Source organism: Mycolicibacterium sp. lyk4-40-TYG-92, assembly GCF_030209435.1.
In the GTDB taxonomy this organism is placed as follows: Bacteria; Actinomycetota; Actinomycetes; order Mycobacteriales; family Mycobacteriaceae; genus Mycobacterium.
In genome coordinates, this window is record NZ_JARVRX010000001.1 from 781,652 (window position 1) to 802,551 (window position 20,900).

General features: G+C 66.3%; 21 protein-coding genes. 7 read left to right on the forward strand and 14 right to left on the reverse strand.

Translation table 11 applies throughout. The annotated features are described in order from the left end of the window. The first annotated feature begins 13 nt into the window (after window positions 1-13). Complete coding sequence (gene truA / locus QRN63_RS03945; protein WP_285029539.1) at window positions 14-877, forward strand: tRNA pseudouridine(38-40) synthase TruA; 864 nt, start codon at window positions 14-16, stop codon at window positions 875-877. Between the two features lie 8 nt (window positions 878-885). On the opposite strand, the gene QRN63_RS03950 is transcribed toward truA, so the two are convergent. From QRN63_RS03950 to QRN63_RS03970, 5 genes are all read right to left on the reverse strand, one after another. After that, window positions 886-1,611, reverse strand: a complete 726-nt coding sequence (locus QRN63_RS03950) for a cutinase family protein (protein WP_267318996.1) — start codon at window positions 1,609-1,611, stop codon at window positions 886-888. A 20-nt stretch (window positions 1,612-1,631) separates the two neighbouring features. Then, window positions 1,632-2,237: a cutinase family protein gene (locus tag QRN63_RS03955; protein WP_285029691.1), complete on the reverse strand. Its 606-nt coding sequence runs from the start codon at window positions 2,235-2,237 to the stop codon at window positions 1,632-1,634. A 114-nt stretch (window positions 2,238-2,351) separates the two neighbouring features. Beyond that, entirely contained in the window at window positions 2,352-2,963 is a 612-nt protein-coding gene (locus QRN63_RS03960) for a cutinase family protein (RefSeq protein WP_267319046.1), read from the reverse strand. Between the two features lie 111 nt (window positions 2,964-3,074). Continuing rightward, a complete protein-coding gene (locus QRN63_RS03965) occupies window positions 3,075-3,743 on the reverse strand; it encodes a cutinase family protein (RefSeq protein WP_285029540.1) in 669 nt (222 codons plus the stop codon). A 15-nt stretch (window positions 3,744-3,758) separates the two neighbouring features. Further along, entirely contained in the window at window positions 3,759-4,736 is a 978-nt protein-coding gene (locus QRN63_RS03970; protein WP_285029692.1) for an EamA family transporter, read from the reverse strand. A gap of 120 nt (window positions 4,737-4,856) precedes the next feature. Between QRN63_RS03970 and QRN63_RS03975 the strand changes: the two genes are divergently transcribed. From QRN63_RS03975 to QRN63_RS03990, 4 genes are all read left to right on the forward strand, one after another. Next, window positions 4,857-5,411, forward strand: a complete 555-nt coding sequence (locus tag QRN63_RS03975; protein WP_285029541.1) for a CGNR zinc finger domain-containing protein — start codon at window positions 4,857-4,859, stop codon at window positions 5,409-5,411. A 112-nt stretch (window positions 5,412-5,523) separates the two neighbouring features. Then, the gene (gene glpK / locus QRN63_RS03980; RefSeq protein ID WP_285029694.1) at window positions 5,524-7,041 is read left to right on the forward strand and encodes a glycerol kinase GlpK; all 1,518 of its coding nucleotides are present in this window, start codon (window positions 5,524-5,526) and stop codon (window positions 7,039-7,041) included. 115 nt (window positions 7,042-7,156) lie between these two features. Beyond that, window positions 7,157-8,506, forward strand: coding sequence for a type VII secretion protein EccB (eccB, locus tag QRN63_RS03985; protein ID WP_285029542.1), 1,350 nt, complete (start codon window positions 7,157-7,159; stop codon window positions 8,504-8,506). Between the two features lie 47 nt (window positions 8,507-8,553). Then, window positions 8,554-9,666 (forward strand): glutamate--cysteine ligase 2, encoded by a 1,113-nt coding sequence (locus QRN63_RS03990; protein WP_285029543.1) that lies wholly within the window; start codon window positions 8,554-8,556, stop codon window positions 9,664-9,666. Between the two features lie 77 nt (window positions 9,667-9,743). Here QRN63_RS03990 and QRN63_RS03995 read toward each other — a convergent pair whose 3' ends face one another. The 3 genes from QRN63_RS03995 to QRN63_RS04005 all read right to left on the reverse strand — a co-directional run bounded on the left by QRN63_RS03995 (window position 9,744) and on the right by QRN63_RS04005 (window position 12,272). Further along, on the reverse strand, window positions 9,744-10,412 hold the full coding sequence (locus tag QRN63_RS03995) for a LysE family translocator (RefSeq protein ID WP_285029544.1): 669 nt from the start codon (window positions 10,410-10,412) through the stop codon (window positions 9,744-9,746). Between the two features lie 76 nt (window positions 10,413-10,488). Continuing rightward, window positions 10,489-11,325, reverse strand: a complete 837-nt coding sequence (locus tag QRN63_RS04000; RefSeq protein ID WP_285029545.1) for an LLM class F420-dependent oxidoreductase — start codon at window positions 11,323-11,325, stop codon at window positions 10,489-10,491. Between the two features lie 116 nt (window positions 11,326-11,441). Next, a complete protein-coding gene (locus QRN63_RS04005; RefSeq protein WP_285029546.1) occupies window positions 11,442-12,272 on the reverse strand; it encodes a helix-turn-helix transcriptional regulator in 831 nt (276 codons plus the stop codon). 210 nt (window positions 12,273-12,482) lie between these two features. On the opposite strand from QRN63_RS04005, the gene QRN63_RS04010 reads away from it, so the two are divergent. Further along, window positions 12,483-13,235, forward strand: a complete 753-nt coding sequence (locus QRN63_RS04010; RefSeq protein WP_285029547.1) for an SDR family NAD(P)-dependent oxidoreductase — start codon at window positions 12,483-12,485, stop codon at window positions 13,233-13,235. Between the two features lie 114 nt (window positions 13,236-13,349). Here QRN63_RS04010 and QRN63_RS04015 read toward each other — a convergent pair whose 3' ends face one another. The 4 genes from QRN63_RS04015 to QRN63_RS04030 all read right to left on the reverse strand — a co-directional run bounded on the left by QRN63_RS04015 (window position 13,350) and on the right by QRN63_RS04030 (window position 17,420). Beyond that, on the reverse strand, window positions 13,350-13,853 hold the full coding sequence (locus QRN63_RS04015) for a winged helix-turn-helix transcriptional regulator (protein ID WP_285029548.1): 504 nt from the start codon (window positions 13,851-13,853) through the stop codon (window positions 13,350-13,352). Window positions 13,854-13,875: 22 nt separating this feature from the next. Continuing rightward, complete coding sequence (locus tag QRN63_RS04020) at window positions 13,876-14,823, reverse strand: DMT family transporter (RefSeq protein WP_285029549.1); 948 nt, start codon at window positions 14,821-14,823, stop codon at window positions 13,876-13,878. A 171-nt stretch (window positions 14,824-14,994) separates the two neighbouring features. Beyond that, a complete protein-coding gene (locus QRN63_RS04025; protein ID WP_285029550.1) occupies window positions 14,995-15,909 on the reverse strand; it encodes a carbon-nitrogen hydrolase family protein in 915 nt (304 codons plus the stop codon). Window positions 15,910-15,911: 2 nt separating this feature from the next. Continuing rightward, complete coding sequence (locus QRN63_RS04030) at window positions 15,912-17,420, reverse strand: APC family permease (RefSeq protein ID WP_285029551.1); 1,509 nt, start codon at window positions 17,418-17,420, stop codon at window positions 15,912-15,914. A gap of 126 nt (window positions 17,421-17,546) precedes the next feature. On the opposite strand from QRN63_RS04030, the gene QRN63_RS04035 reads away from it, so the two are divergent. Next, window positions 17,547-18,143, forward strand: coding sequence for a TetR/AcrR family transcriptional regulator (locus tag QRN63_RS04035; protein WP_285029552.1), 597 nt, complete (start codon window positions 17,547-17,549; stop codon window positions 18,141-18,143). Window positions 18,144-18,220: 77 nt separating this feature from the next. Here the strand turns inward: QRN63_RS04035 and mycP are convergent, their stop codons facing one another. Next, window positions 18,221-19,540 (reverse strand): type VII secretion-associated serine protease mycosin, encoded by a 1,320-nt coding sequence (mycP, locus tag QRN63_RS04040; protein ID WP_285029553.1) that lies wholly within the window; start codon window positions 19,538-19,540, stop codon window positions 18,221-18,223. Further along, window positions 19,537-20,805, reverse strand: coding sequence for a type VII secretion integral membrane protein EccD (eccD, locus tag QRN63_RS04045; protein WP_285029554.1), 1,269 nt, complete (start codon window positions 20,803-20,805; stop codon window positions 19,537-19,539). Before eccD ends, mycP begins: the two co-directional genes overlap by 4 nt. Window positions 20,806-20,900: the final 95 nt, after the last annotated feature.

The following is a 20,900-nucleotide window of genomic DNA, read 5'->3' on the forward strand; positions in this document are numbered from 1 at the left end:
CGCTGTGAACGACATGCCCGCTACCGAATCAGGTAGCGGGCATGTTCGTTTGCGGCTCGATATTTCTTACGACGGCACCGAATTCGCCGGTTGGGCACCGCAGGCCGGGCAGCGCACGGTTGCGGGTGTCATCGAGGAGACGCTGTCGACGGTGTTCCGTGAGCCGGTACGTCTGGTCACGGCAGGCCGGACCGACACCGGGGTGCACGCCACCGGACAGGTTGCGCATGTCGACGTGCCTGCTGCCGCGCTGAGATTCGTCTATCCGCGTACGCCCCGCCCCGACGATCCGGAGTTCCTGCCGCTGGTGCGCCGGCTCGCGCGGTTCCTGCCCGCCGATGTGCGGGTGCGTCAGATCGGCCGGGCTGCACCGGGATTCGACGCCCGGTTCTCCGCGTTGCGGCGGCACTACGAATACCGGTTGTCGTTGGCGCCTTTCGGGGTCGAGCCGCAGCAGGCCCGCTTCATCATGCCGTGGTCGCGGCCGCTGGATCTGGAGGCGATGACGGCGGCGTCGCAGGAGTTGTTGGGGCTGCAGGATTTTGCCGCGTTCTGCCGATTCCGGGAGGGCGCGACGACCATCCGGGATCTGCAGCGCCTCGATTGGCAGCGCTCGGGTGATCTGGTCACCGCCCACGTGACGGCTGATGCCTTCTGCTGGAACATGGTGCGGTCGCTCGTCGGTGCGCTGCTCGCTGTGGGGGAGGGTCGTCGCGAACCCGGTTGGATCGCAGGCCTTTTGGCGGCCGACAGCCGGTCCAGCGAGTACGCCGCCGCTCCGGCGCGGGGCCTGACCCTGGTGTCGGTGGACTACCCGCCCGACGATCAGCTGGCGTCCCGGATCGCCGTCACCCGGGATTTACGCACGCTCGACTGAGCGACGACTCACGGGGCCGGCGGTGGGGGCGGGGCCAGGCGGGCGGCGACGAAGTCGGCGGCCTGAGCGACCATGCCGGACCCGATATAGCCGTCCTGCAGGTGGTTCTGCCAGTCGCCCTGCAGCTGGGTGATGGTTTGCGGAAGTCCGTCCATGCAGACGGGATCGGCGCCGTTGCACTGGTCGATGGTGCGATCCAGGTAGGCCGGGCCGATGTTGGAGCCGCCCATGCGGTGGGTGACGTTGCCGAACAGCGCCACCGCCGCGATATGGGAGTCCATCCCCGGCGGTAGCGGCCTGTTGAATCCCCAACCCGGGCCGTCGGAGGTCAATGCCACGGCCGCCGATGCGGCGCCCAGCGAGTACCCGCCGATGACCAAGCGGGTGTCGGGGCACCGCGCCGCCATGTCCTGAATACGCGAGCTGATGTCGTTGGCGCCCTGCGCGATTTCGACGTTGGCGGGATAGTTCACCGCGTAGACCCCGACATTCAGGGGTGTCTTGGCGCGCAACGCATCTACGAATGCGGTTCCCACCCGGCCGGTGCCCGGTCGTTCGTTGCGACCGCGCGCAAAGATCACTTCCACCTGGGGACAGGGGTCAGCCGCTGCGGCACCGATGACGTCTGCAGGGGCTGCGGCCGTTGCCGCCACCAGTCCGGTGGCAACCGACGCTGCCGCGCCGACCAGGGCGACGACAGACCGGACGGACGTCATGACGGAGCGGGGGGTCATGGCTGGAGTCTAGCTGCGCGTCAGAGCCGCGCCGCGACGAACTTCGCGGCCTGGTTCACCATGCCGGACTTGATGTAGCCCGGCGCGAGGTGATCCTGCCATTCGGAACGCCATTTGTAGGGGCTGCTCGGGTTGCAGATCGGATCGTCGGAATGGCAGAGATCGATGGTCCGATTCTGATACGTCGGGCTCAGTGCAGTGATGGGCAGGGCCCAGTTGGAGCCATTGCCGAAGAGCGCCACGGCCGCGATGTGCTGGTCGGCGCCCCGGGGCAGGGGACTGTTGAACGTGAAGGCCGAAATGGGCACCGCGATAACCAGATCGGTGGCAGCGGCGCCCAATGAGTAACCGCCGAGCACGATTTTGGTCGCCGGGCAGTTGCGGGCGAGCCATTGCACGCGCCGGCTCATGTCGTTGGCGCCGACGTCGACCTGGGTGTCCGCGGGGTAATTCACCGGGTACAGACCGATATTCGGGCCGCGGAGCTGACGCAGCGCGGTGACGAAGGCGGCGCCGACCTGCCCGGGGCCGGGCGGCTCCATCCGGCCGCGCGCGAACACCACTTCCGCGGGGGCGCAGGTGGCGGCGGCGTTCGCCACACCAATGTCAGTGAGTAGCACCGACATTGGTGCGACGCCGACAGTCAGGACAGTGATCAGCACACACAGCGTCCGGCGGCCAATCACAAATCCGATGGTATCCCGACGAATTGACGGTCTCGTCGAGAAAAGATGCCAGCCTTACAACAATCCGGCGACGAAGTGAGCCGCGTCGTTGGTCGGGCCGCCCGCGTAGGTCTTGTGCGCGGGCACGCTGTCCCCGTCGGTCTGGCAGATCGGATCGCCCGGGTTGCACAGGTCGATGACCTTGCCGCCCCACACCGGGCTCGCCGTCAACGGCAGACCCAACTTGGCGGACGGATTGCCGAACACCGCGATTGCCGCGACGTGGCCGGCGGCCTCGGGCGGCAGCGGGTTGTTGAAGCCGATGCCCGGAACCGGGATGGCACCGATGACGTCCATCACCGCTGCGCCCTGGGAGTAGCCGCCGAGCACCTGCCGGGTGCCCGGGCAGTTCTCGGCCATCCACTGGATGTGGGCGCTGGCGTCGTTGGCGCCGTCGGCGGCGGCCAGGAAGTCGTACGAGGCCGGGTAGACGACGGCGTACGCCCCCACTGAGCGGCCGCCAACCTTGTTGCGCAGCTGGTTGACGAACGCCCCGCCGACCCGGCCCAGGCCCGGATCTTCGGACGTGCCGCGGGCGAACGTCACCTCGATGTCGGGGCAGTTGGCCGCGGCGGCGGTGCCGACGGCACCCAGGGACGGCGGCGTCAGCACAGTGATGCCGGCCATGACGACGGTGGTTGCGGTGCCGGCCAAGGCCCGGCGCAGTGCACTGATGATCACACCGAATCCTAACCGCGCCTGGCAGATGCGGTTCCGCGACAAACGCTCAGCGGCAGGTCACACGCGGGACGCGATGAACTGCGCGGCCTGCCCGATGTACTCGGACGACTCATAACGCGAGTGCGCGAACGGGTTTCGGCCGCGCGAGCAGATGGGGTCGCCCCACAGGCACAGATCGACCGAGCGGTTCGAGAACAGGCCCATGGAGTCCAGTGGGTGGCTGAACTTGGCCGACGGGTTACCGAAAACCGCGGCAGCCGCGACCCGGTTCGCGAGTTCCGGGGGCAGCGGCGGTGCCGAGCCGACATCGCCGACGCGGTCGCCCAGCGGAGGCACGCCCGCCAGCATGTCGACCACTGCGGCGCCCTGCGAGTACCCACCGAGCACGATCTTGGTGCTGGGGCACTGCTGCGCCATGGTCGCGATACGGTTCTGCGCGTCCGTCGCGCCGTCCTGCGCGGTGAGGAAGTCGTAGGACGCCGGGTAATCCACGGCGTAGCCGGTGACGGTGCGGCCGCCGACCAGGGGCTGCAGCGCGTCGACCAGAACCGACCCGACGCGGCCCATACCGGGGTCGTCGTGCGTACCGCGGGCGAAGATCACCTCGATGTTCGGGCACGGGTCCGCCTGGGCGGGTGCCGACGGCAGCAGCGCGGTTCCGGAGATGACGGTGGCGGCGAGTACGGCCACTCGGACCGACGTGCTGAGCAAGGTCACGCGGGCCATCTTCACATATGGTGCTCAGCTACGGCCAATTGTTTGACCTGCTGGCAAACCCTCTGGGCTGTCGGGCCAATCGTCGTGCCAGGTCGCTTCGCCGCGGTCGCCTTGGCGGGCAAGCGCCAGGCCGGCCAGCACCACGACGCCGCCCAGCAATTGGACGCCGGTGACGGCCTCACCAAGCAGTGCCCAGGCCGCCAGTACGGCGAACATCACCTCGGACAGGCCGACCAGCGAGGCGAACCGGGGCTGCAGGCGGGCGATGCCCATGATGCCGAAGGTGTAGGCCATCGCGGTCGGCACGATGGCCAGCGCGATGACAGGTACCAGCCAGGACGTCGTCAGGCCTGCCAGCGTGGTGGGGTGGCTGGTGAAGGCGAGCGGCATGACGCCGGAGACGCCCAGCAGGGCCACGGCCGCGGCGCCGACGATCAGCCCGCCGGTGGCCAGGGTGATCGAGTGCAGGCCGGTGCCGTCGGCGCTGGCCTTGTCGGACATGACGAAGTAGCAGGCTGCACAGACGGCGGCGCCCACGCCCCAGCCGATCCCGGCCAGGCTGATCTGGACCCCGGTGTGGCTCCCGGGCCCGACCAGGCCGAGCACCAGCGTGATGCCGGCGATGGCGATCGCGACGCCGGTGAGGGTCAGCGTGCTGGGGCGGCGCCGGGTCGTGGCCCACACCCAGCCGACGACCAGCAGGGGCGCGGCGTACTCGAGCAGCAGTGCGACACCGACCGGCAGGTAGGTGACGGCATTGAAGTAGCACAGTTGGGCGCCCGCGATCGGGATGGCACCGTAGGCGACGACCGTCCCTTTGTGGCTCAGGGCTTCGCGCACCCAGCCTTTGCGCAGGATCGTCGCGACGACGGCCATGACCACCGCACCGCCGGTCAGCCGGGCGACCACCGCGGCGGTGGGACTCCAGCCGGCCTCGATCAGGGACTTGCCAAGGGCGCCCGCCATCCCGAAGGTGAAGGCAGATGCGACGGCGAAGATCATGCCGGTCCGGAAGTGGCCGGCCGTGGTGCCGTTCGACGCAGTCACGGGCCACCTCCGATGATGTAATGAGTGAAGTTGGGATTGGTCATGACGCTACGGAGGGTGGGTGTAACGAGTCAAATGAATTTCAGTCATGACACGGAGCTCACGCTGCGCGCGGCGTGTGTGTTGGTCAACAGCGACCGGGTCGACGGCGACCAGCTGGCCGATCTGGCGGCCCTCGACGGGTATCTCAACCACTTCGGCTGGACGGGGCGACGCGACCGCGACACCGCGGAGCTGACCGCGGTGCACGGCCTGCGGGAGCGACTCGGATTGTTGTGGGCTGCCGCGGACGACGAGGAGGCGGTGGTCGGCCAGGTCAACGCCCTGCTCATCGACAACCGCGCCATGCCCTGGCTGACGCGCCACCCCGAGAATCCGGAGTGGCACCTGCACCTGGCGGCCGATCAGGACCCGCTGGTCCAGCGCATGGGCGCCGAGATGGCGATGGCGCTGGCCGACCTGATCCGCGCCGGGGAACTGCGCCGGCTCAAGACCTGCGCGGCGTCGGACTGCACCGCGGTGCTGATCGACATGTCGCGCAACCGATCCCGCATCTTCTGCGACACCGGCAACTGCGGCAACCGTCAGCACGTCGCGGCGTACCGCGAGCGCCGCGCCCGCGAGAACTGACGCCCGGCGGTCCGACGCGCCCGGCGTCGGATGCCGCAATGCATCGCGGGACCGGGCCGCGTCTCCTACCGTGATGTCCGACACCACAGTGTTCGAGCGGAAGGACGGGCCATTGGCCGAATTCGTAGCGGCCATCGACCAGGGCACCACCAGCACCCGGGCGATGATCTTCGATCACTCAGGTCGTGAGGTCGGACGCCACCAGCTCGAACACGAGCAGATCCTGCCGCGGGCCGGGTGGGTCGAGCACAATCCCGTCGAGATCTGGGAGCGCACCGGCTCGGTGCTGCAGTCGGCGCTCAACCGCACGAGGCTGTCGGCATCGGATCTGGTGGCGCTCGGCATCACCAACCAGCGCGAGACGACCATGGTGTGGAACAAGCACACCGGCCGCCCGTACTACAACGCCATCGTGTGGCAGGACACCCGTACCGACCGCATCGCCTCGGCGCTGGAACGTGAGGGTCACGGCGACGTCATCCGCCGCAAGGCCGGCCTGCCGCCGGCGACCTACTTCTCCGGCGGCAAGATCCAGTGGATTCTCGAGAACGTCGACGGCGTGCGCGAAGCCGCCGAGCGCGGTGACGCGATCTTCGGAACCTGCGACACCTGGGTGCTGTGGAACCTGACCGGCGGTACGCGCGGCGGCGTGCACGTCACCGACGTCACCAACGCCAGTCGCACCATGCTGATGAATCTCGAGACCCTCGACTGGGACGACGAACTGTTGTCGTTCTTCGGAATTCCGCGCCAGATGCTGCCGACCATCGCGTCGTCGTCGGTGTCGGAGCCCTATGGACTGACCGCGGCCGACGGCCCGCTCGGCGCGCCGGTACCGGTCACCGGCATCCTCGGCGACCAACAGGCGGCCATGGTCGGGCAGGTGTGTCTGTCGGCAGGCGAGGCCAAGAACACCTATGGCACAGGCAATTTCCTGCTGCTGAACACCGGCGAGAAGATCGTGCGCTCGGAGCACGGTCTGCTGACGACGGTGTGCTATCGGTTCGGTGACGCGAAACCCGTCTACGCCCTGGAGGGTTCGATCGCCGTCACCGGATCGGCGGTGCAGTGGCTGCGGGACCAGTTGGGCATCATCGCGGGTGCCTCCGACAGCGAGACGCTGGCCCGCCAGGTCGAGGACAACGGTGGCGTCTACTTCGTGCCCGCGTTCTCGGGACTCTTTGCGCCGTACTGGCGTTCGGATGCGCGCGGCGCGATCGTCGGGCTGTCGCGGTTCAACACCAACGCCCATATCGCCCGGGCCACGCTCGAGGCCATCTGCTACCAGAGCCGCGACGTCGTCGACGCCATGGCCGCGGACTCCGGCGTACACCTCGAGGTGCTGAAGGTCGACGGCGGCATCACCGCCAACGAACTGTGCATGCAGATCCAGGCCGACGTGCTGGGCGTCGAAGTGGTGAAACCCGTTGTCGCCGAGACCACTGCGCTCGGCGCGGCCTATGCCGCCGGGCTCGGTGTCGGGTTCTGGTCGAACCCCGACGAGCTGCGCGCCAACTGGCTGGAGCACAAGCGCTGGGCGCCGTCGTGGGACGACGGGCAGCGCGCCGCCGGGTATGCCGGCTGGCAGAAGGCCGTCGGCCGCACCCTGGACTGGGTCGACGTCTCCTAGGGATTTGTGCACGATTTTCCGCGGTCGGCGCGGAAAATCGTGCACAAATCCCCGAGGAAAACTGGCGTCGGGGCGGGTCTCTGCTCGCGGTTAGGCTGCTAGCCGGGGGATGGACATGGCTCGCGGGCAGGGTGCGCAACTGGAGGCCAGTGGCCGGCGTTTTCAGACGCGGCGGTTGATCCACGCGCTGGTGCGTGGTGACGCCGCGATGGTTGATGAACCGATTCGCGCGCAATCGATTTCGTATGCGGCGGGATGGCTCGCCGGGCTGCTGGGGGTGGCGGCGTGCGCGGTGATCGCGATCGCGTCTCCGGCGGGCCGGCTGGGTGACGCGCCGATCGTCATGGTCCGGGACACCGGCGCGCTGTACGTGCGCATCGGGTCGAGGTGGCATCCGGCGCTGAATCTGGCGTCGGCCCGGCTCGTCGCCAAGTCCGCGGCGAACCCGATACCGGTCGACGCCGATGCGATCGCGGGCGCACCGCGGGGTCCTCTCGTCGGAATTCCGGGTGCCCCAGCCGAATTGGGCCGGCCGATCGCGGCGGCGTCGTGGCAGGTGTGTGACAGTGGGCGGACGACGCTGATCGCCGGTGCGGACGCCGTCGGACCGGACGGTGCGCGGCCGATCCTCGCGACGGCAGCCGGCGAGCACTTGGCAACCGCCTATCTCCTGTACGGGGGCAAGCGCGCCGCGGTGGATCTGCGTGACCTCGCGGTGGTCAGGGCGCTGCGGCTCGACGGCGTCACGCCCCGGCAGGTGTCGCGGTCATTTCTCGACCTGTTGCCCGAACTTCCCGCCATCACGGCGCCGGCGATCCCGGGCCTGGGCACCAAGGGGCCCGGCGGTTTTGTCGTCGGTCAGGTGCTGCGGGTGAACCGCGCCGACGCACCGGAACACCACGTGGTCCTCAGCGGCGGCCTGCAGCGCGTCGGCGACGTCGCGGCCGACGTCATCCGGTTCACCCACGGGGTGGACGACGGTGACCTCCACATCGCGGCGCCGGCGGCCATCGCGGCCGTTCCCGCCGTCCATGACCTTGCGGTGTCGACGTTTCCGGACCAGGCGAAACCGCCGCTGCCGAGCGAGGCTCCGGTCTGCGCACGATGGCGCTCGGACGACGGCCGCGCCGATACCGTTGTCGGACAGGGGAAACCGGGGGCGGCCGCGGTGGCGCTGGCGCAAGACGACGGCGACGGGCCGAACATCGACGCCGTGGCGGTACCGCCGGGTCGGTACGCCTACGTGCATGCCACCGGGGTCACCGGGGGATCGGTGACGGGCCCGCTGTACCTGGTGTCGGACAGCGGCGTGCGGTACGGCATCCACGACGCCGAGACAGCGAAATATCTCGGGGTGGAGGGTGCGCCGCTGGCCGCGCCCTGGCCGCTGCTGGTGCGGTTGCCAGGTGGTCCGGAATTGAGTGTGGCGGCGGCCGAGGTGCAGCGCGACGGCCTGTCGCGGTAGCGCCCCGGCGGGTTTGCCCTGGTGGCCGCTGGGGCATCCCAGGTGCCATGACCGACCTGCCGACTTTCGGGGTTGAAGAAGAGTTCCTCCTCGTCGACCCCCATGACGGCGCGCCCGTTCCGCGCAACCAGGCGGTCGCGGAGTATGCGGCCGCACGTGGTGTGGACCTACAGCTCGAGCTGACCAGGTGCCAGGTCGAGACCACGACCGCCGTGATGAGCACCAGCGATGATCTGCGTGCAGAACTGACTCGATTGCGTCGCGTCGCCATCGAGTCGGCCGAGGCACAGCGGGCACGGCTGTTGGCTGTCGGGCTACCGCCGACCGTGCCGCACGCGTTCCCGGTGACCACCAAAGAGCGTTATGGCCGCATCGCCGACCGATTCGGCATGATCGCCCATGAACAGGGCATCTGCGGGTGCCACGTGCATGTCGCCGTGCCCAACCGGGCGGCCGCCATCGACGTCAGCAACCGGCTCCGGCCCTACCTGCACCTGCTCCTCGCGCTGAGCGCGAACTCGGCGATCTACCGCAACACCGACAGCGGCTATGCCAGCTTCCGCGGCGTGCTGTGGACGCGCTGGCCGAGCGCCGGGCCCCCGCCGCACTTCGACTCCGTCGAGTCCTACGACGCCGTGACCGACGCCCTGACGCGGGCCGGCGCCGTGCTCGACGATGGCATGCTCTATTGGGATGTGCGGCCGTCGGCCAACTTTCCGACTGTCGAGGTACGGGTGGCCGACGTGCCGGCAACCGTGGCCGAGACGGTGTTGCTGGCCACGCTCATCCGGGCCGCGGTGATGATGGCGCTGGACGAGAATGAGCGCGGGGAACCCGTTCCGCGCCTTGCCGATTGGACGCTGCGTGCCGCGCACTGGAAAGCGGCGCATGACGGCCTCGACGGTGACGCGATCGACTTGGCGGGCGACTGTTCGGTGGCGCCCGCCCGGGTGCTGCTCGCCGGATTCATCGAGCATCTCCGCCCGGCCCTCGAAGCACTCGGTGACTATGACATGGCGCGCGACGAGTTGGCCCGCATCGCCGAGCAGGGCAACGGGGCCATGCGACAACGCCGGGCTTGGCGAGGGCGCAAAGAGGTCGCCGATGTCATCTCCGAATTAGCCACGGCGACAACGACGTTCGAACGCTCATTACCGTGACCGTCGGTGGCGCACCGCAATGCTGACGAAGGATGCCGACACGGACAAGATGCGTCAGCGGTTGCTCGTACGGATGTTCATGCGATTGTGGGTCGTTCGACGATCAGGTTGGCGCCGAAAGCCACCAGAACCAGCCCACTTACACGTAATGTGATGGACGTCGCGACACGGTTCTGCAATGCCTGCGAGCTTGCGCCGAATAGCGCGATGTAACTGAACAGCGACAGAAGCCCTATAAACGCGAAAAGTAGTCCCAGTGTGAGCGCCTCCGTCGGCCCACTGCCTGCGTTCATGAACTGGGGTATGACACTGGTGAACACAATCATCGTTTTGGGGTTCGACAAGTCGCATATGACGCCGTCGCGGTAGGCACTCCACGCGCCAACGGAAATGTGCGTTTTGTCCATCGGCATGGCCCCGGGTTCGGCTGAAGGTACCCGCAAACCCTTCGCAGCTACGCCAGAATCGCCTCGCGCCAGCGCTAGTCGCAGTCCGACGTAGATAAGGAATGCTGCTCCGGCATACCGAACGATCTCGAACGCCGCTGGGTGCTTGATCAACAACGCAGTCAATCCCGCACATAACGCGGCTATCCACAACAGGTCGGCAGTCAAGACTCCCGCGGCTGTTGCGAGTGCATCAGCGCGCCCGCGGGTCATTCTGTGCTTGAGCGTCAACAAAACGGCAGGACCTGGAAGCGCAACGAGGACTGTCACCAATGCTACGAACTCAATCAGCGAGGACATGCGTCGCTCCTTTCGCGCTGATGGAGGCTTCCTGGCATGCGGGCGACCACGCGCGGTCCTTGAAGCTGTGGGGATTTCACGTCGTGAGGGCGGCAAAGCGATCGAGTGTGCGCAGCGTTGTGTCACGGGAAGCTACCGGTAGCAGCGCCAGCAGAACACGGTGTACGCCGAGGTTGGCGCGGCGTTGGATATCACCGGGCTGCGGGTCAAGGATGACCGAGGTGACCGGAACCGGCGCCCGGCCGTGTCGTTCTGCCAGCACGCCGAGTTCGCTCATCCCTTTCTGCAACTCCGCCAGCTCAAGCATGGTCGGTGGCATCCAGCCATCTGCGTGGGCGAGTACCCGCTTGGGGGTGGACGGACCCCAACCCCCTAGCCAGATCGGTGGGTGCGGAACCTGGACGGGTTTGGGCCACGAATAGATTGGGTCGAACGCCACGTACTTGCCGTGAAACTCGGCTTGCTCTTCAGTCCAGATCTTCTTCACCGCTTGAATTCGCTCGGTTTGCAAGGCGGTGCGAGTCCGCGGATCGGTCCCGTGGTTGCGCATCTCCTCGCGGAGCCACCCAACGCCGATTCCCAGTTCCAGGCGCCCGCCCGACGCCCGGTCCAGCGTCGCGGTTTCTTTGGCGAACGTGATCGGGTCGCGCTGCGCAAGCAGTGTCACAGCTGTCCCGATCTTCAGGTCTGTAGTCGTCGCGGCGGCAAAGGAGAGTGCGACGAAGGGGTCGAAGCTGCGGCGATAGTCGCGAGGAATCTCATCCCATCCGGGGTGGATGGCCCCAATTCTCACCGGGATGTGAGTGTGTTCGGGCACGAACAGGGATTCGAAGCCGCGTGCCTCGATTTCGACCGCCAGTTCCCCGGGCGCCATGCTCTCATCGGTGATCGAGGTGAAGATTCCCACGTGCATACAATTCTCCCTACATCGTCCGCCCCGTGCGCGGCCCGAACGGCTCCGAGGACGGGTGAAATCTGATGGCAGCCGAAAAGTGGCCGCCTCTAATCGTTTTGGGTCGAACGCCCCTGCTAGTCGGGCGACAGGTCGGCGGCAAGACGGCCCAGCAGTTCAAGGCTGTCAGCGTCGGCGCTTCCTTGTTCTGCGGAGTAGATGAGTAGCTGTTGTCCGGGTGCGTCGCCGACGGAGAAGGTGTCGTATCGAAGACTCATTTCACCGACCCGGCTGTGCCGAAATCGTTTGGTGCCACTGGTGCGCGGACGGACGTCGTGTCGCATCCAGACGAAGGTAAAAGCATCGCTTTGAATCGTCAGCTCGCCGACCACTTCAGCGATGCGGGGGTCGTCACGGAACTTGGCCGACGCCGCCCGCAGATTGCGGACGGTATCGCGGGCAACCTCGTCCCAGTCCACGTAGAACTCCACACCGATGGGATCGAGGAAAACCATGTAGGCGAGGTTGTCCACCCCGGAATGATCGCTGTACAAAGCGCGCGCACAGACGTTCATCGCGAGAACATCCAAGGCCGGACTGACCACTAAAGCCGGGGCGTGCACGACGTCATTGACGATTCTGAGCGTCCCCTCGCTGGCTTCACGCACTACGGGAACTCTGCTGAGCGACGTCGCCGTATGGGCGAGGTTAGTCAAATGTTCTTCGCCATGCGCGTCCAACTGGAGGGCACGCGAAATCGCCTGCAGCACTTGATCTGATGGATGCTGTTCACGCCCTTGCTCAAGCCGGGTGTAGTAGTCGGTGCTGACGCCGGCAAGCTCTGCGACTTCTTGCCGGCGCAGACCCGATACTCGGCGCGGCAGGTCGGCCGGTACTCCCGCCTGCCGCGGCGACAGAGAGGCGCGACGGGCCCTCAAGAAGGCGCCCAACTCATTTCGCCGATCCATGTCTTCAACGTACGCATAGTGACTTGTCTTAACCAGGGTGCACGACACCCAGCTTTGGTCTGACGTATTCGAAAGATTCCGCAGGTGCTGGGAGGTCTGACTGGGAGTGCCGCACCCTCCCGCGGTGACAACGGCGTACCTACGGTGAAAAGAGGTTTGTTGTCCGCGGGTTGTACTTCACAGGCCGCGCGCGTTGGAGAGGAAGCGAATTTGACCAGACTTTTGCAGGGGAAGACCGCACTCGTCACGGGAGCATCGAAAGGTATTGGAGCGGCTATTGCACGTGACCTGTCGTCTGCAGGAGCACACGTTGCCGTGCACTACTCCTCAAGCAGCAGTGGCGCCGAACAGGTCGTTGAGTCGATAAATCATGCAGGTGGGCATGCATTTTCGATACAGGCCAACATCGCGGACCCAGAGAGCGTCAAGGCTATGTTCGTCGAACTGAGAGGGCGGATCGAAAATCTCGATATTCTCGTCAACAACGCCGGAATATACGAGATGGGCGCAATTGAATCAGTGACCCCGGATGAATTTCAGCGTCAGTTCGGGTTGAATGTGTTCGGGCTGGCCATCACCATCAGGGAAGCACTTGACGGATTGTTGCAGGACGGTTCGAGCATCGTAAATATCGGATCCAGCGTGTCCAGCTTCACGCCGGCTGATTCCCTTGTGTATACCGCCTCCAAGGGGGCGGTGGACGCGATAACCGGCACGCTGTCAAAGGAACTGGGCCCGCGCCGGATTCGGGTGAATTCGGTCAATCCTGGATTGACCGTTACTGATGGGATGCACGCGAGCGCATTCTCCAGCCATCAGTTCCGCAGTGAGATCGAGAAGATCACTCCGCTTGGTCGCATCGGTGTGCCCGAGGACGTCGCGCCTGCGGTGACGTTCCTGGCCTCTGACTCTGCCTCATGGATCACGGGCGAAATCCTTGTCGTCGGCGGAGGTTTGGCGTAGCCGCGTGTGATGCGTTGCCGTCCAATAGGCCAGGGACCGGCGACATCCTGGAGCGCGGTCATACGAAGCGAATCACCCGACGTTGTCGACGGGCAGACGCGGGTAGGTCCCGGTTCATTGCGCCGGTGCCAGGGGCCGCGGCGGTTCGTCGATGAAGATCGGTCTGATCCAGGCCACGTTGTCTACGGTCAGACGTGCGGTGCAAGCACTGCATGATTCCCCGGTGTCGCTTTGCGAACCGCATTCGCGACAGATGATGCTCAGACGTCGGTTTGGTTGCTTGCTCGGCGTGTTCTGCTGCGCCCAGATCGAGTACGCATGCAACACCGGAAGCGCGTCTGCTGCGGATTGTGTCGGGTGGTACTCGTATCGTGTACGGCCACCGTCCCGATACGGGATCCGTTGGGCAAGCCCGTTCGCAACCATCTTCTTGAGCCGGTCGGCGAGCACGTTGTCAGCTGCCTCGACGTGCTCGCGAATCTCATCGAAGCGATGAATGCCCGACAATAGTTCGCGAAGAATCAATAGCACCCAAGGGTCGCCGATCTCGTTGATACCTCTGGCGATTGGGCAGGGGCGTGTTGACCAGTCGGATCGAAGGACCATGATTCTCTCCATCAGTGCGGTGTATCGAAAGGTGTTAGCTCGAGGCGACCGGATCGACGATTTCGTCCTGGCCGATGGATGGTTGGATGTTTTGTGCTCGTCTTCGGGGGAGTCGTCCATGGTTCAACAGGACCACGCCGAGCAACACGATCACACCACCGACGCCTTCGCTGACCATTGGTGTCTCGTGTAGCCAGACATACGAGAGAATGACCGCGATCGGGGGAACCAGATACAGGAACGACGTTGTCGCGGCCACGGTCAGTCGTGACAACGCATATCCCCACAACGCATAGCCCAGCGCTGATGGCAGTGCTCCGAGGTATGCGGCCGCCAGCCAGGCTGATCCGCTCGCGGAAACCATGTTCGCCCAGGCCCACGGCGTCATCAGAAGGGTGATGACGGTGCCAGAGAACGTGGAGTAGATGGCTACTTCCAATCCTGTATACGTGCTCAGGAGCGGCCTGGTGAGAGGGATGTAAATTCCTAGAAGCAGACCTGCCAAGACAATGATCCACACTGCCGATGACAAAGCAATTCCCGCGCGCGCGAAGCACACGACCGCCACACCCGACACGGCTACCGCGCTGCCGATCATCGTCATCAAGGATGGCTTCTCCCGGAGCAACCATGCTGCGATCGTGACGCTGACGATGGGCGAGGCTGAAACGATCATGCTGGTGGTGCCGGCTGGTACATAGAGCTCACCCCAATTGAGCAGTAGCTGATACGCCGCCATCCCCACAATGCCGCAGCTGATGATCAGGGGCAGGTCGGCGGCACGGGGAAGGCGCGCGCCGCGCCATGCTCCGATCGCGACCAGGGTCGCCGTCGCGATCAGCAATCGCCCCAGCGTCAAGCCGACAACCCCGAGTTCCGGTGCGGCGACGCGGATTGCAGGGAAGGCGCTCGCCCACAGGACTGCGACGCACAGCCCGGTGATCCATCCCAGGGTGTTTCCGTCCCGTTTTGGTGTGGTCATGTCTCCGCTTCCCCCCGGGCCATAGATGGCTTGCTTAAGGCAAGTCAGAATGACCGTAGCAGACGCTGGCTACTTTTATGCAAGTCAGCTTCTGCGCACACCCGAACCGCGCCGCCGTTGGGAGGGCGTGAGCGTCCGGGTCCGTCCGCGCCGGTGACTACTCATGGCCTATCAGCCGAGCGATGCGCGTGTTGCGAGCGTTTTCGACGCTGGAGAGGTGTCGGCGGCCTCGTGCCAGTCGGGGGTTTGGATGCACCCGCCGTACATCGGCAGGTGAATTCGTGTGCCGTAGCGGGCCAACTGATCCCACGGTCTGTTGAGGCCGAAGGTGCCGTTGGCGCGGATGCGGGAGACCGTGTCGAGATCGAGCGTGTCGATGAGTACTTCCTCGCCCGAGCCGGCCTGTTGGCGAATGATCCCCTCCGGGTCGACGATGGCGCTGGCCCCGACTCCGGCAGGGTCGGCGGCGTTGACGTTGATCACGTAAAGTTGGTTGGTCCAGGCGTTGGCGCGGGCGCAAACCAGTTCCATTTCGCGGTCGCGTGTCGTGGTCAGGGTCGGCTGAATGATGGCTTCGGCGCCCATCCAAGCCAGTTGGCGGGCGGTCTCCGGGAAGGAGCCGTCGTAGCAGATTGCCAGGCCGATCCGACCGACCGTGGGGATATCGAAGACGATGAACTCGTGGCCGGGGGTGGTCTGTTCGAAGGGCTGCCAGGGAAAGACCTTGCGGTACCGGGCGACGATTTCACCGCGCGGCGATATAGCCAGGGCGGTGTTGTAGATGCGCTCGTCGTCGCGTTCGTAGATGCTGCCCGGAATCAGCCACAGTCGAGTTTCCTTGGCCAGGGCCCGGATTCGGTCGATGTGCGAAGTGTCGAGCGGCCACGCGGTATGGCTCATCCAGTCTTTCCGGGCTTGGAGCAGAGGTGCCTCGGCGGCGAGGAACAGCTCGGGGACGACGGCGAGTTCGATGTGCGGGAACGTGTCCCGCGCCGCGCGGATCTGGTCGGCGAAAAGTTGCCAGGTGGCGTCCAGATCGAAGGGGATCGGAGCGCTTTGGATGGCGGCGATGGTCAGGGTACGCATGATCATTCCTCGGTGATGGGCGGTTCGGTGACTGCTGTACGGCCGCTGCGGAAGAAGGAATGCAAGCGGAGACGCGCGAGCATCATCACGATCGCGCCGATGACGATGGAGCCGATGCCCAGGAGAAAGACGCCGCCGATGCCGTGGAACGACGTGCCGCCGTAGTGGGGGTCGAGCGTGTCGTGAGTGCTGCGGGCGAAGGCCGCGAGCATCATGAGTGCGCCCACCGCCGGCAGCACTCCTTTGAACAGCAATGCGCGGGTGCCAAGGCGTAGCCGGTGCCGGAAATGCCATACGCAGGCGAGGCCGGTGACGCCGTAATAGAGGGAGATGAGCAGGCCGATCGAAAGGATGGCGTCGCCGAGGAAGTGCTGCGAGACACCGGTGAGCACGCTGAGCATCACAGCGGTGGCGATACCGAAGAACATCGTGCCGAATGCCGGCGTGCGGTGTGTGGGGTGGATTCGGGTGAACGCTTTGGGCAGCGCGCCGTGGCTGCCCATGGACAAGGTGGCACGGGGACTGCTCACCAGGCAGGTCAGCAGGGCCGAGATCGCCGAGACGCAGATCGCCAATTGGACCACCTTGGCCAACGCAGTTCCGAGCACCGGGCGGCCGAGGGTGGCCAGTACGTCGGCCGCGTTGTCGGGGTTGCCCAGGCCCAACCCTGTGGTGCCGGTGCCGGCGAAACTGATTGCGGCGAACGCGGTGAAAAGATAGGTGCCCAACAGCACCAGAGTTGAGATAACCGCGGCTCTACCCGGGGTGTGTTTACTGTCCACGGTTTCCTCGTTGACGGTGATGAGCGCATCCCAACCCCAGTAGATGAACAGGCACAGCAGCACCGCTTCGGCGGCCGGTCCCAGTCCGCCGAGCGCAAAAGGGTTGAGCCAGGCCAAATGTGGCGGCTCGGCGCTCCCACGTGCGAAAGCGGCAATGCCGAAACCGAAAAGGGCGACCAGTTGCAGCACGAGCAGTAGGTATTGAACACCGGCGGCCAGCTTCAGGCCGCGGTACGCGACGGCGGTGACGGTGGCCAGGATCAGGATGGCGGTGACGAGTACCGCCGTGCCGTCTGCGGCGAGCGAACCCAGGCCGACCAGACCCAGAAGGTACGTGGCACCGACCTTCGCCAGCGCGCTCATCGCGATCAGCGTGGCGATTTGCACCACCCAGCCTCCGCAGAGCCACCCCGCATACGGTCCGAACGCCCGGGTAGTCCAGACGAACGTGGTCCCGCAGTCTGGCATCTCCCGGTTCAGTTCACGGAATGCGAACGCAGTCAACAGGATCGGTACGAAACCGAGGAGCAGTGAGGCCGGAGCCATATGGCCGACGACCATCACCACGAAGCCGAGAGTCACGGCAATGCTGTACGCCGGCGCGACGCTGGCCAGCCCAAGCGTGACCGTGGCAAGCAAGCCGACGGAATTGGTCTGCAGTCCCTTGCCTCCGGACGGGGGTAACGACGGGTCGGGGCTGGTCTTGGCTACGGCGGGATGGCTCGACACGCAGGCTCCTTGGCACGGTTCGAAATTCGTTAAATCGGAGTTTAAGAAAAGTGTGGCCTGTTCGTCAACGGTTAATCGACTATGATTTGAATCGCGATATAAACCGAGTCATGCAAAGGAGCCCTGGTGGCACGCAAGCGCGATCAACTGAACCGACGTGCCGAGCTGACCGAGGCCGTCCAACGAGCCGTCCTCGCTCGCGGATTGGAGGGCGTCCGGTTGCGCGACGTTGCCGAAGAAGCCGGAATCACCCCGGCGGCGGTCCTTTACTACGGTGACCTGGATGCCCTGATCTATCAGACCTATCAGCAGGCCATCGACCGCTTCAGTGAGGAGCGTGAGGAGCTAGCCGAGCAGTACTCCGACGCGCGCGACCGACTCCGCGTCTGCATTGATGCCGGCGTCGCCAGTGGCCCGGGGGACAGTCTCGTGCGGCTGCTCTTCGAATACTGGCCGCGGTGCTTGCGTGACCCGCAGGCGGCAGCCCTGGACAGTGCGCTCACTGAGCGACAAATCGCTGTCTACCACAGGATTCTGGCGATGGGCGAGGCGCAGGGCCACTTCATCCTCACCGACCCGCCGCGCCTGCTCGCCGCCAACCTTGTCGCGCTCGAAGACGGATACCAGATGGAAGTTCTGGCGGGTCGCCGCGCACGCCACGACGTAATCGCGGCCCTGTGCAGCTATGCCCGAGCGGCGACGGGCTACGACCCTCGCGGTTGATGTGACAATCTACCGATCATGGCGAACACGGGCGGCCGCTGGCGTTTCATCGCTCTTCGTAGTCGCGAAGAAGTCGATCAGCGGATCGTGTGCCGTGACCTCCGCCGCCCGGTCGCCGCGACAGCTGCCACCGCGATGCAGAGGGCGGTGCCGAGGAAGGCGACGCGGTGCGCCGACCGATGATCGGGACGGGCGGTGGGTGCAACCTCTGCGGAGGCCACCCGCGCCGGGGCGGGTGTCGGTGCGCCGCCGCTCACCGCGGCCAGTGGGTCGACGACTCCGTGTCCCACCTGGGGGTTCCAGCCGTCGGCCGGATGGCGCGCCGTGTCTTCGATGCGTGCCATCACCTGCCGTGCCGACAACTGCGGCAGACGCGAACGCACCAGTGCGACAACACCGCTGACGACGGGCGCGGCGTAGCTGCTGCCTGCCAGCGGGCGTCCGTCGGGCCGGCTGTCGACCAGTCCGTCGCCCTGTGCGCTCAGTGACACCACGGATTCTGCGGGCGCGGCGACGTCGACCCATGGTCCGGCCAGACTGAATTGGGAAGGCGCCCCGTCCGGGCCGACAGACCCGACCGTGAGGACGTAGTCGTCGTACCAGGCTGGGCTGACCACGGTGTGCACGGTGTCCCAGTCCGGTGTGCCCGAATGCTTGGGATCGGACAGCGGATTTTGTTGTGCACATTCACCATTCGTATTTCCGGCTGCGGTGACGACGACGACATTGCGGACATCGACCGCATACGCCAGGGCGGCGCCCAACGACCGGTCATCGAGCGGGTCCGCGGCGGGCATGCAGGCGACCGACGAGATGTTGATGACGGTGGCGCCCGCGTCGGCGGCCGAGCGCACCGCGCGGGCGAGCGTCTCCACGTCGCCGACACCCGATATCTCGTGATCATCGGTCAGCCGGAACTTATTGCTGGACTGGCGAATCGCCATGATCGTCGCCTCGGGCGCGACGCCGCTGAAGCTGCCGGGACCGGTGTCGCGAGTGTCGGCGCCGATGAGGCCGGCGATCGCGGTGCCGTGGCCGTCGCAGTCCTGCGTACCGTCTCCTGACGAGACGTAGTCACCGCCCGCGACCAGATGCGGCAACAAGCGGTGCCGGGCCACGCCGGTGTCGATCACCGCCACCAACTGTCCGCTGCCGCGGGAAAGCGGCCACACCGCAGCAAGATTGAGTATGTCCAGCTGGTGCGCGGACCGGGCGTCGGCCGGTTTCACCGTCGCACACCGGTCCGATTGCTCGGTCCTGCCGGGCGGCGCCGGGGCCGCAGGCCCGGGAAGTTGCCCGTGATCAACCGGTTTGGGTGCGATGGCATGGGCACACGGAGCGGCCGACGCCATTGTGCTCGTCAAGATTGCGGCGATGACCTGTCGCAGGGTACTCATCCACCACGCACCAGGCGGAAGACGTCTGCGGCCCAGAGCGCGCACGGCGGCACGGCGGCCAGTGCCGCGTATTCGAGATGCACCAGGTAACGGCCCGCCGTGTCGCCGACCCGTCCGATCCGCCGGGCGACCACGACTGCCGTGATGACGCCGCCGCCGAGCCAGGCCGTCGCGCCGGGGAACGCCATCGCGGTGACGGCCAAAGCCGCAGTGGCACAGACCATTCCCGCGAGCAGGACGGCCCACCGCCGTGCCGAATCCCGATACGACGGTGCCCGCAGCGCAATCGCCGCGGTCGCCACCCAGCTGAACACCACTGTCGGCGCCCCGGACCGGTCGACGGCGCCCCCCGCCACCACGACCGTGCCGACTGCCGCGGCCGCGGCCGCACCCATGACCATCGCCGTGAGCACGCGCTGCGCCAGCTCGATGCGTTGCCCGTCACCGTCGGCCACTGTCGCCGAGCGCGGCGTGAGCCCCGCAGCCGCAACGGCGCAGCGCGGCGCAGCCGACAGCACTACCAATGCCGAAACGGTAACGGCCACCCCGGCGCTGGTCAGCGTCACCGACCACGCGCTCGCAGCCGCGGCCGCCGCCATCGTCGGCACCGAAAATGCCGCAGCCGCAACGGATACGCCCTGTGCGCCCACTCTCAGGAGGACGAGAGCCACCGCGAACGCCATCGCCGCTCCGAGTAGGACATTCGGCGCCGCCGGTCCACCCGGCACGGCTGAGAATCCCGCCGCGAAGGCAAGTACGACGGCGGCGGCAGGCCATTCCACACGGGCGGACCGCCACGACGCCGCCAGGGTCGCCAGCATGCCACCGCAAGCGACCGCGGCTGCCGCAACGTGATCACCACACACAGCGGACCAGATCAGAAGCACGGACGCGAGAGTCATGGCCCACAACACGAGCGCAGGTCCGACGAGGCGACCCGTGGAATCAGAAGGGGTCTGGCCGGCGGCCATCGTCGCCACCTGCGCCCGCGGCATACCAAGCTCCGAAATCGAACCGCGCAGCAGTTCCAGGACGTCACCGTCGTGAACCCCGTTTTGCCGCAACGACAACGACCCGTCGATCGGATCACCGGCAGCCCGGCCCAGCCGCCAACTCACGCCTTCGGACGCTCGAGGATGTGCCAGCGCCACGATGTCGGGGAGCAGCGCGTCCACCGTGGCACCCGCAGGCAGCACCAGATCGGTTGTCTCGCTGGTGTGTTCACCGTCGGACCGCACCGAAAGCCGACACAAGGAATCGGACATCGCACCCCCCGGATCGATATGCCCGATCCCACGGTAACCGCACACCGGCACCCCGCCCGACACGAAAATCGATGGAACCGAAAGGCGTCCGGGTA

Bases quoted from the DNA above. Each gene is read 5' to 3' on its own strand.
- truA (WP_285029539.1), top strand. From the start codon at position 14: ATGCCCGCTACCGAATCAGGTAGCGGGCATGTTCGTTTGCGGCTCGAT.
- QRN63_RS04015 (WP_285029548.1), bottom strand. From the start codon at position 13,853: ATGGAGAGAATCATGGTCCTTCGATCCGACTGGTCAACACGCCCCTGC.
- eccD (WP_285029554.1), bottom strand. From the start codon at position 20,805: ATGTCCGATTCCTTGTGTCGGCTTTCGGTGCGGTCCGACGGTGAACAC.
- QRN63_RS03955 (WP_285029691.1), bottom strand. From the start codon at position 2,237: ATGTCGGTGCTACTCACTGACATTGGTGTGGCGAACGCCGCCGCCACC.
- mycP (WP_285029553.1), bottom strand. From the start codon at position 19,540: ATGAGTACCCTGCGACAGGTCATCGCCGCAATCTTGACGAGCACAATG.
- QRN63_RS03990 (WP_285029543.1), top strand. From the start codon at position 8,554: ATGACCGACCTGCCGACTTTCGGGGTTGAAGAAGAGTTCCTCCTCGTC.
- QRN63_RS04020 (WP_285029549.1), bottom strand. From the start codon at position 14,823: ATGACCACACCAAAACGGGACGGAAACACCCTGGGATGGATCACCGGG.
- QRN63_RS04005 (WP_285029546.1), bottom strand. From the start codon at position 12,272: ATGGATCGGCGAAATGAGTTGGGCGCCTTCTTGAGGGCCCGTCGCGCC.
- QRN63_RS03975 (WP_285029541.1), top strand. From the start codon at position 4,857: ATGAATTTCAGTCATGACACGGAGCTCACGCTGCGCGCGGCGTGTGTG.
- QRN63_RS04025 (WP_285029550.1), bottom strand. From the start codon at position 15,909: ATGCGTACCCTGACCATCGCCGCCATCCAAAGCGCTCCGATCCCCTTC.
- eccB (WP_285029542.1), top strand. From the start codon at position 7,157: ATGGCTCGCGGGCAGGGTGCGCAACTGGAGGCCAGTGGCCGGCGTTTT.
- QRN63_RS03995 (WP_285029544.1), bottom strand. From the start codon at position 10,412: ATGTCCTCGCTGATTGAGTTCGTAGCATTGGTGACAGTCCTCGTTGCG.
- QRN63_RS03965 (WP_285029540.1), bottom strand. From the start codon at position 3,743: ATGGCCCGCGTGACCTTGCTCAGCACGTCGGTCCGAGTGGCCGTACTC.
- QRN63_RS03970 (WP_285029692.1), bottom strand. From the start codon at position 4,736: ATGATCTTCGCCGTCGCATCTGCCTTCACCTTCGGGATGGCGGGCGCC.
- QRN63_RS04000 (WP_285029545.1), bottom strand. From the start codon at position 11,325: ATGCACGTGGGAATCTTCACCTCGATCACCGATGAGAGCATGGCGCCC.
- QRN63_RS03950 (WP_267318996.1), bottom strand. From the start codon at position 1,611: ATGACCCCCCGCTCCGTCATGACGTCCGTCCGGTCTGTCGTCGCCCTG.
- QRN63_RS03960 (WP_267319046.1), bottom strand. From the start codon at position 2,963: ATGGCCGGCATCACTGTGCTGACGCCGCCGTCCCTGGGTGCCGTCGGC.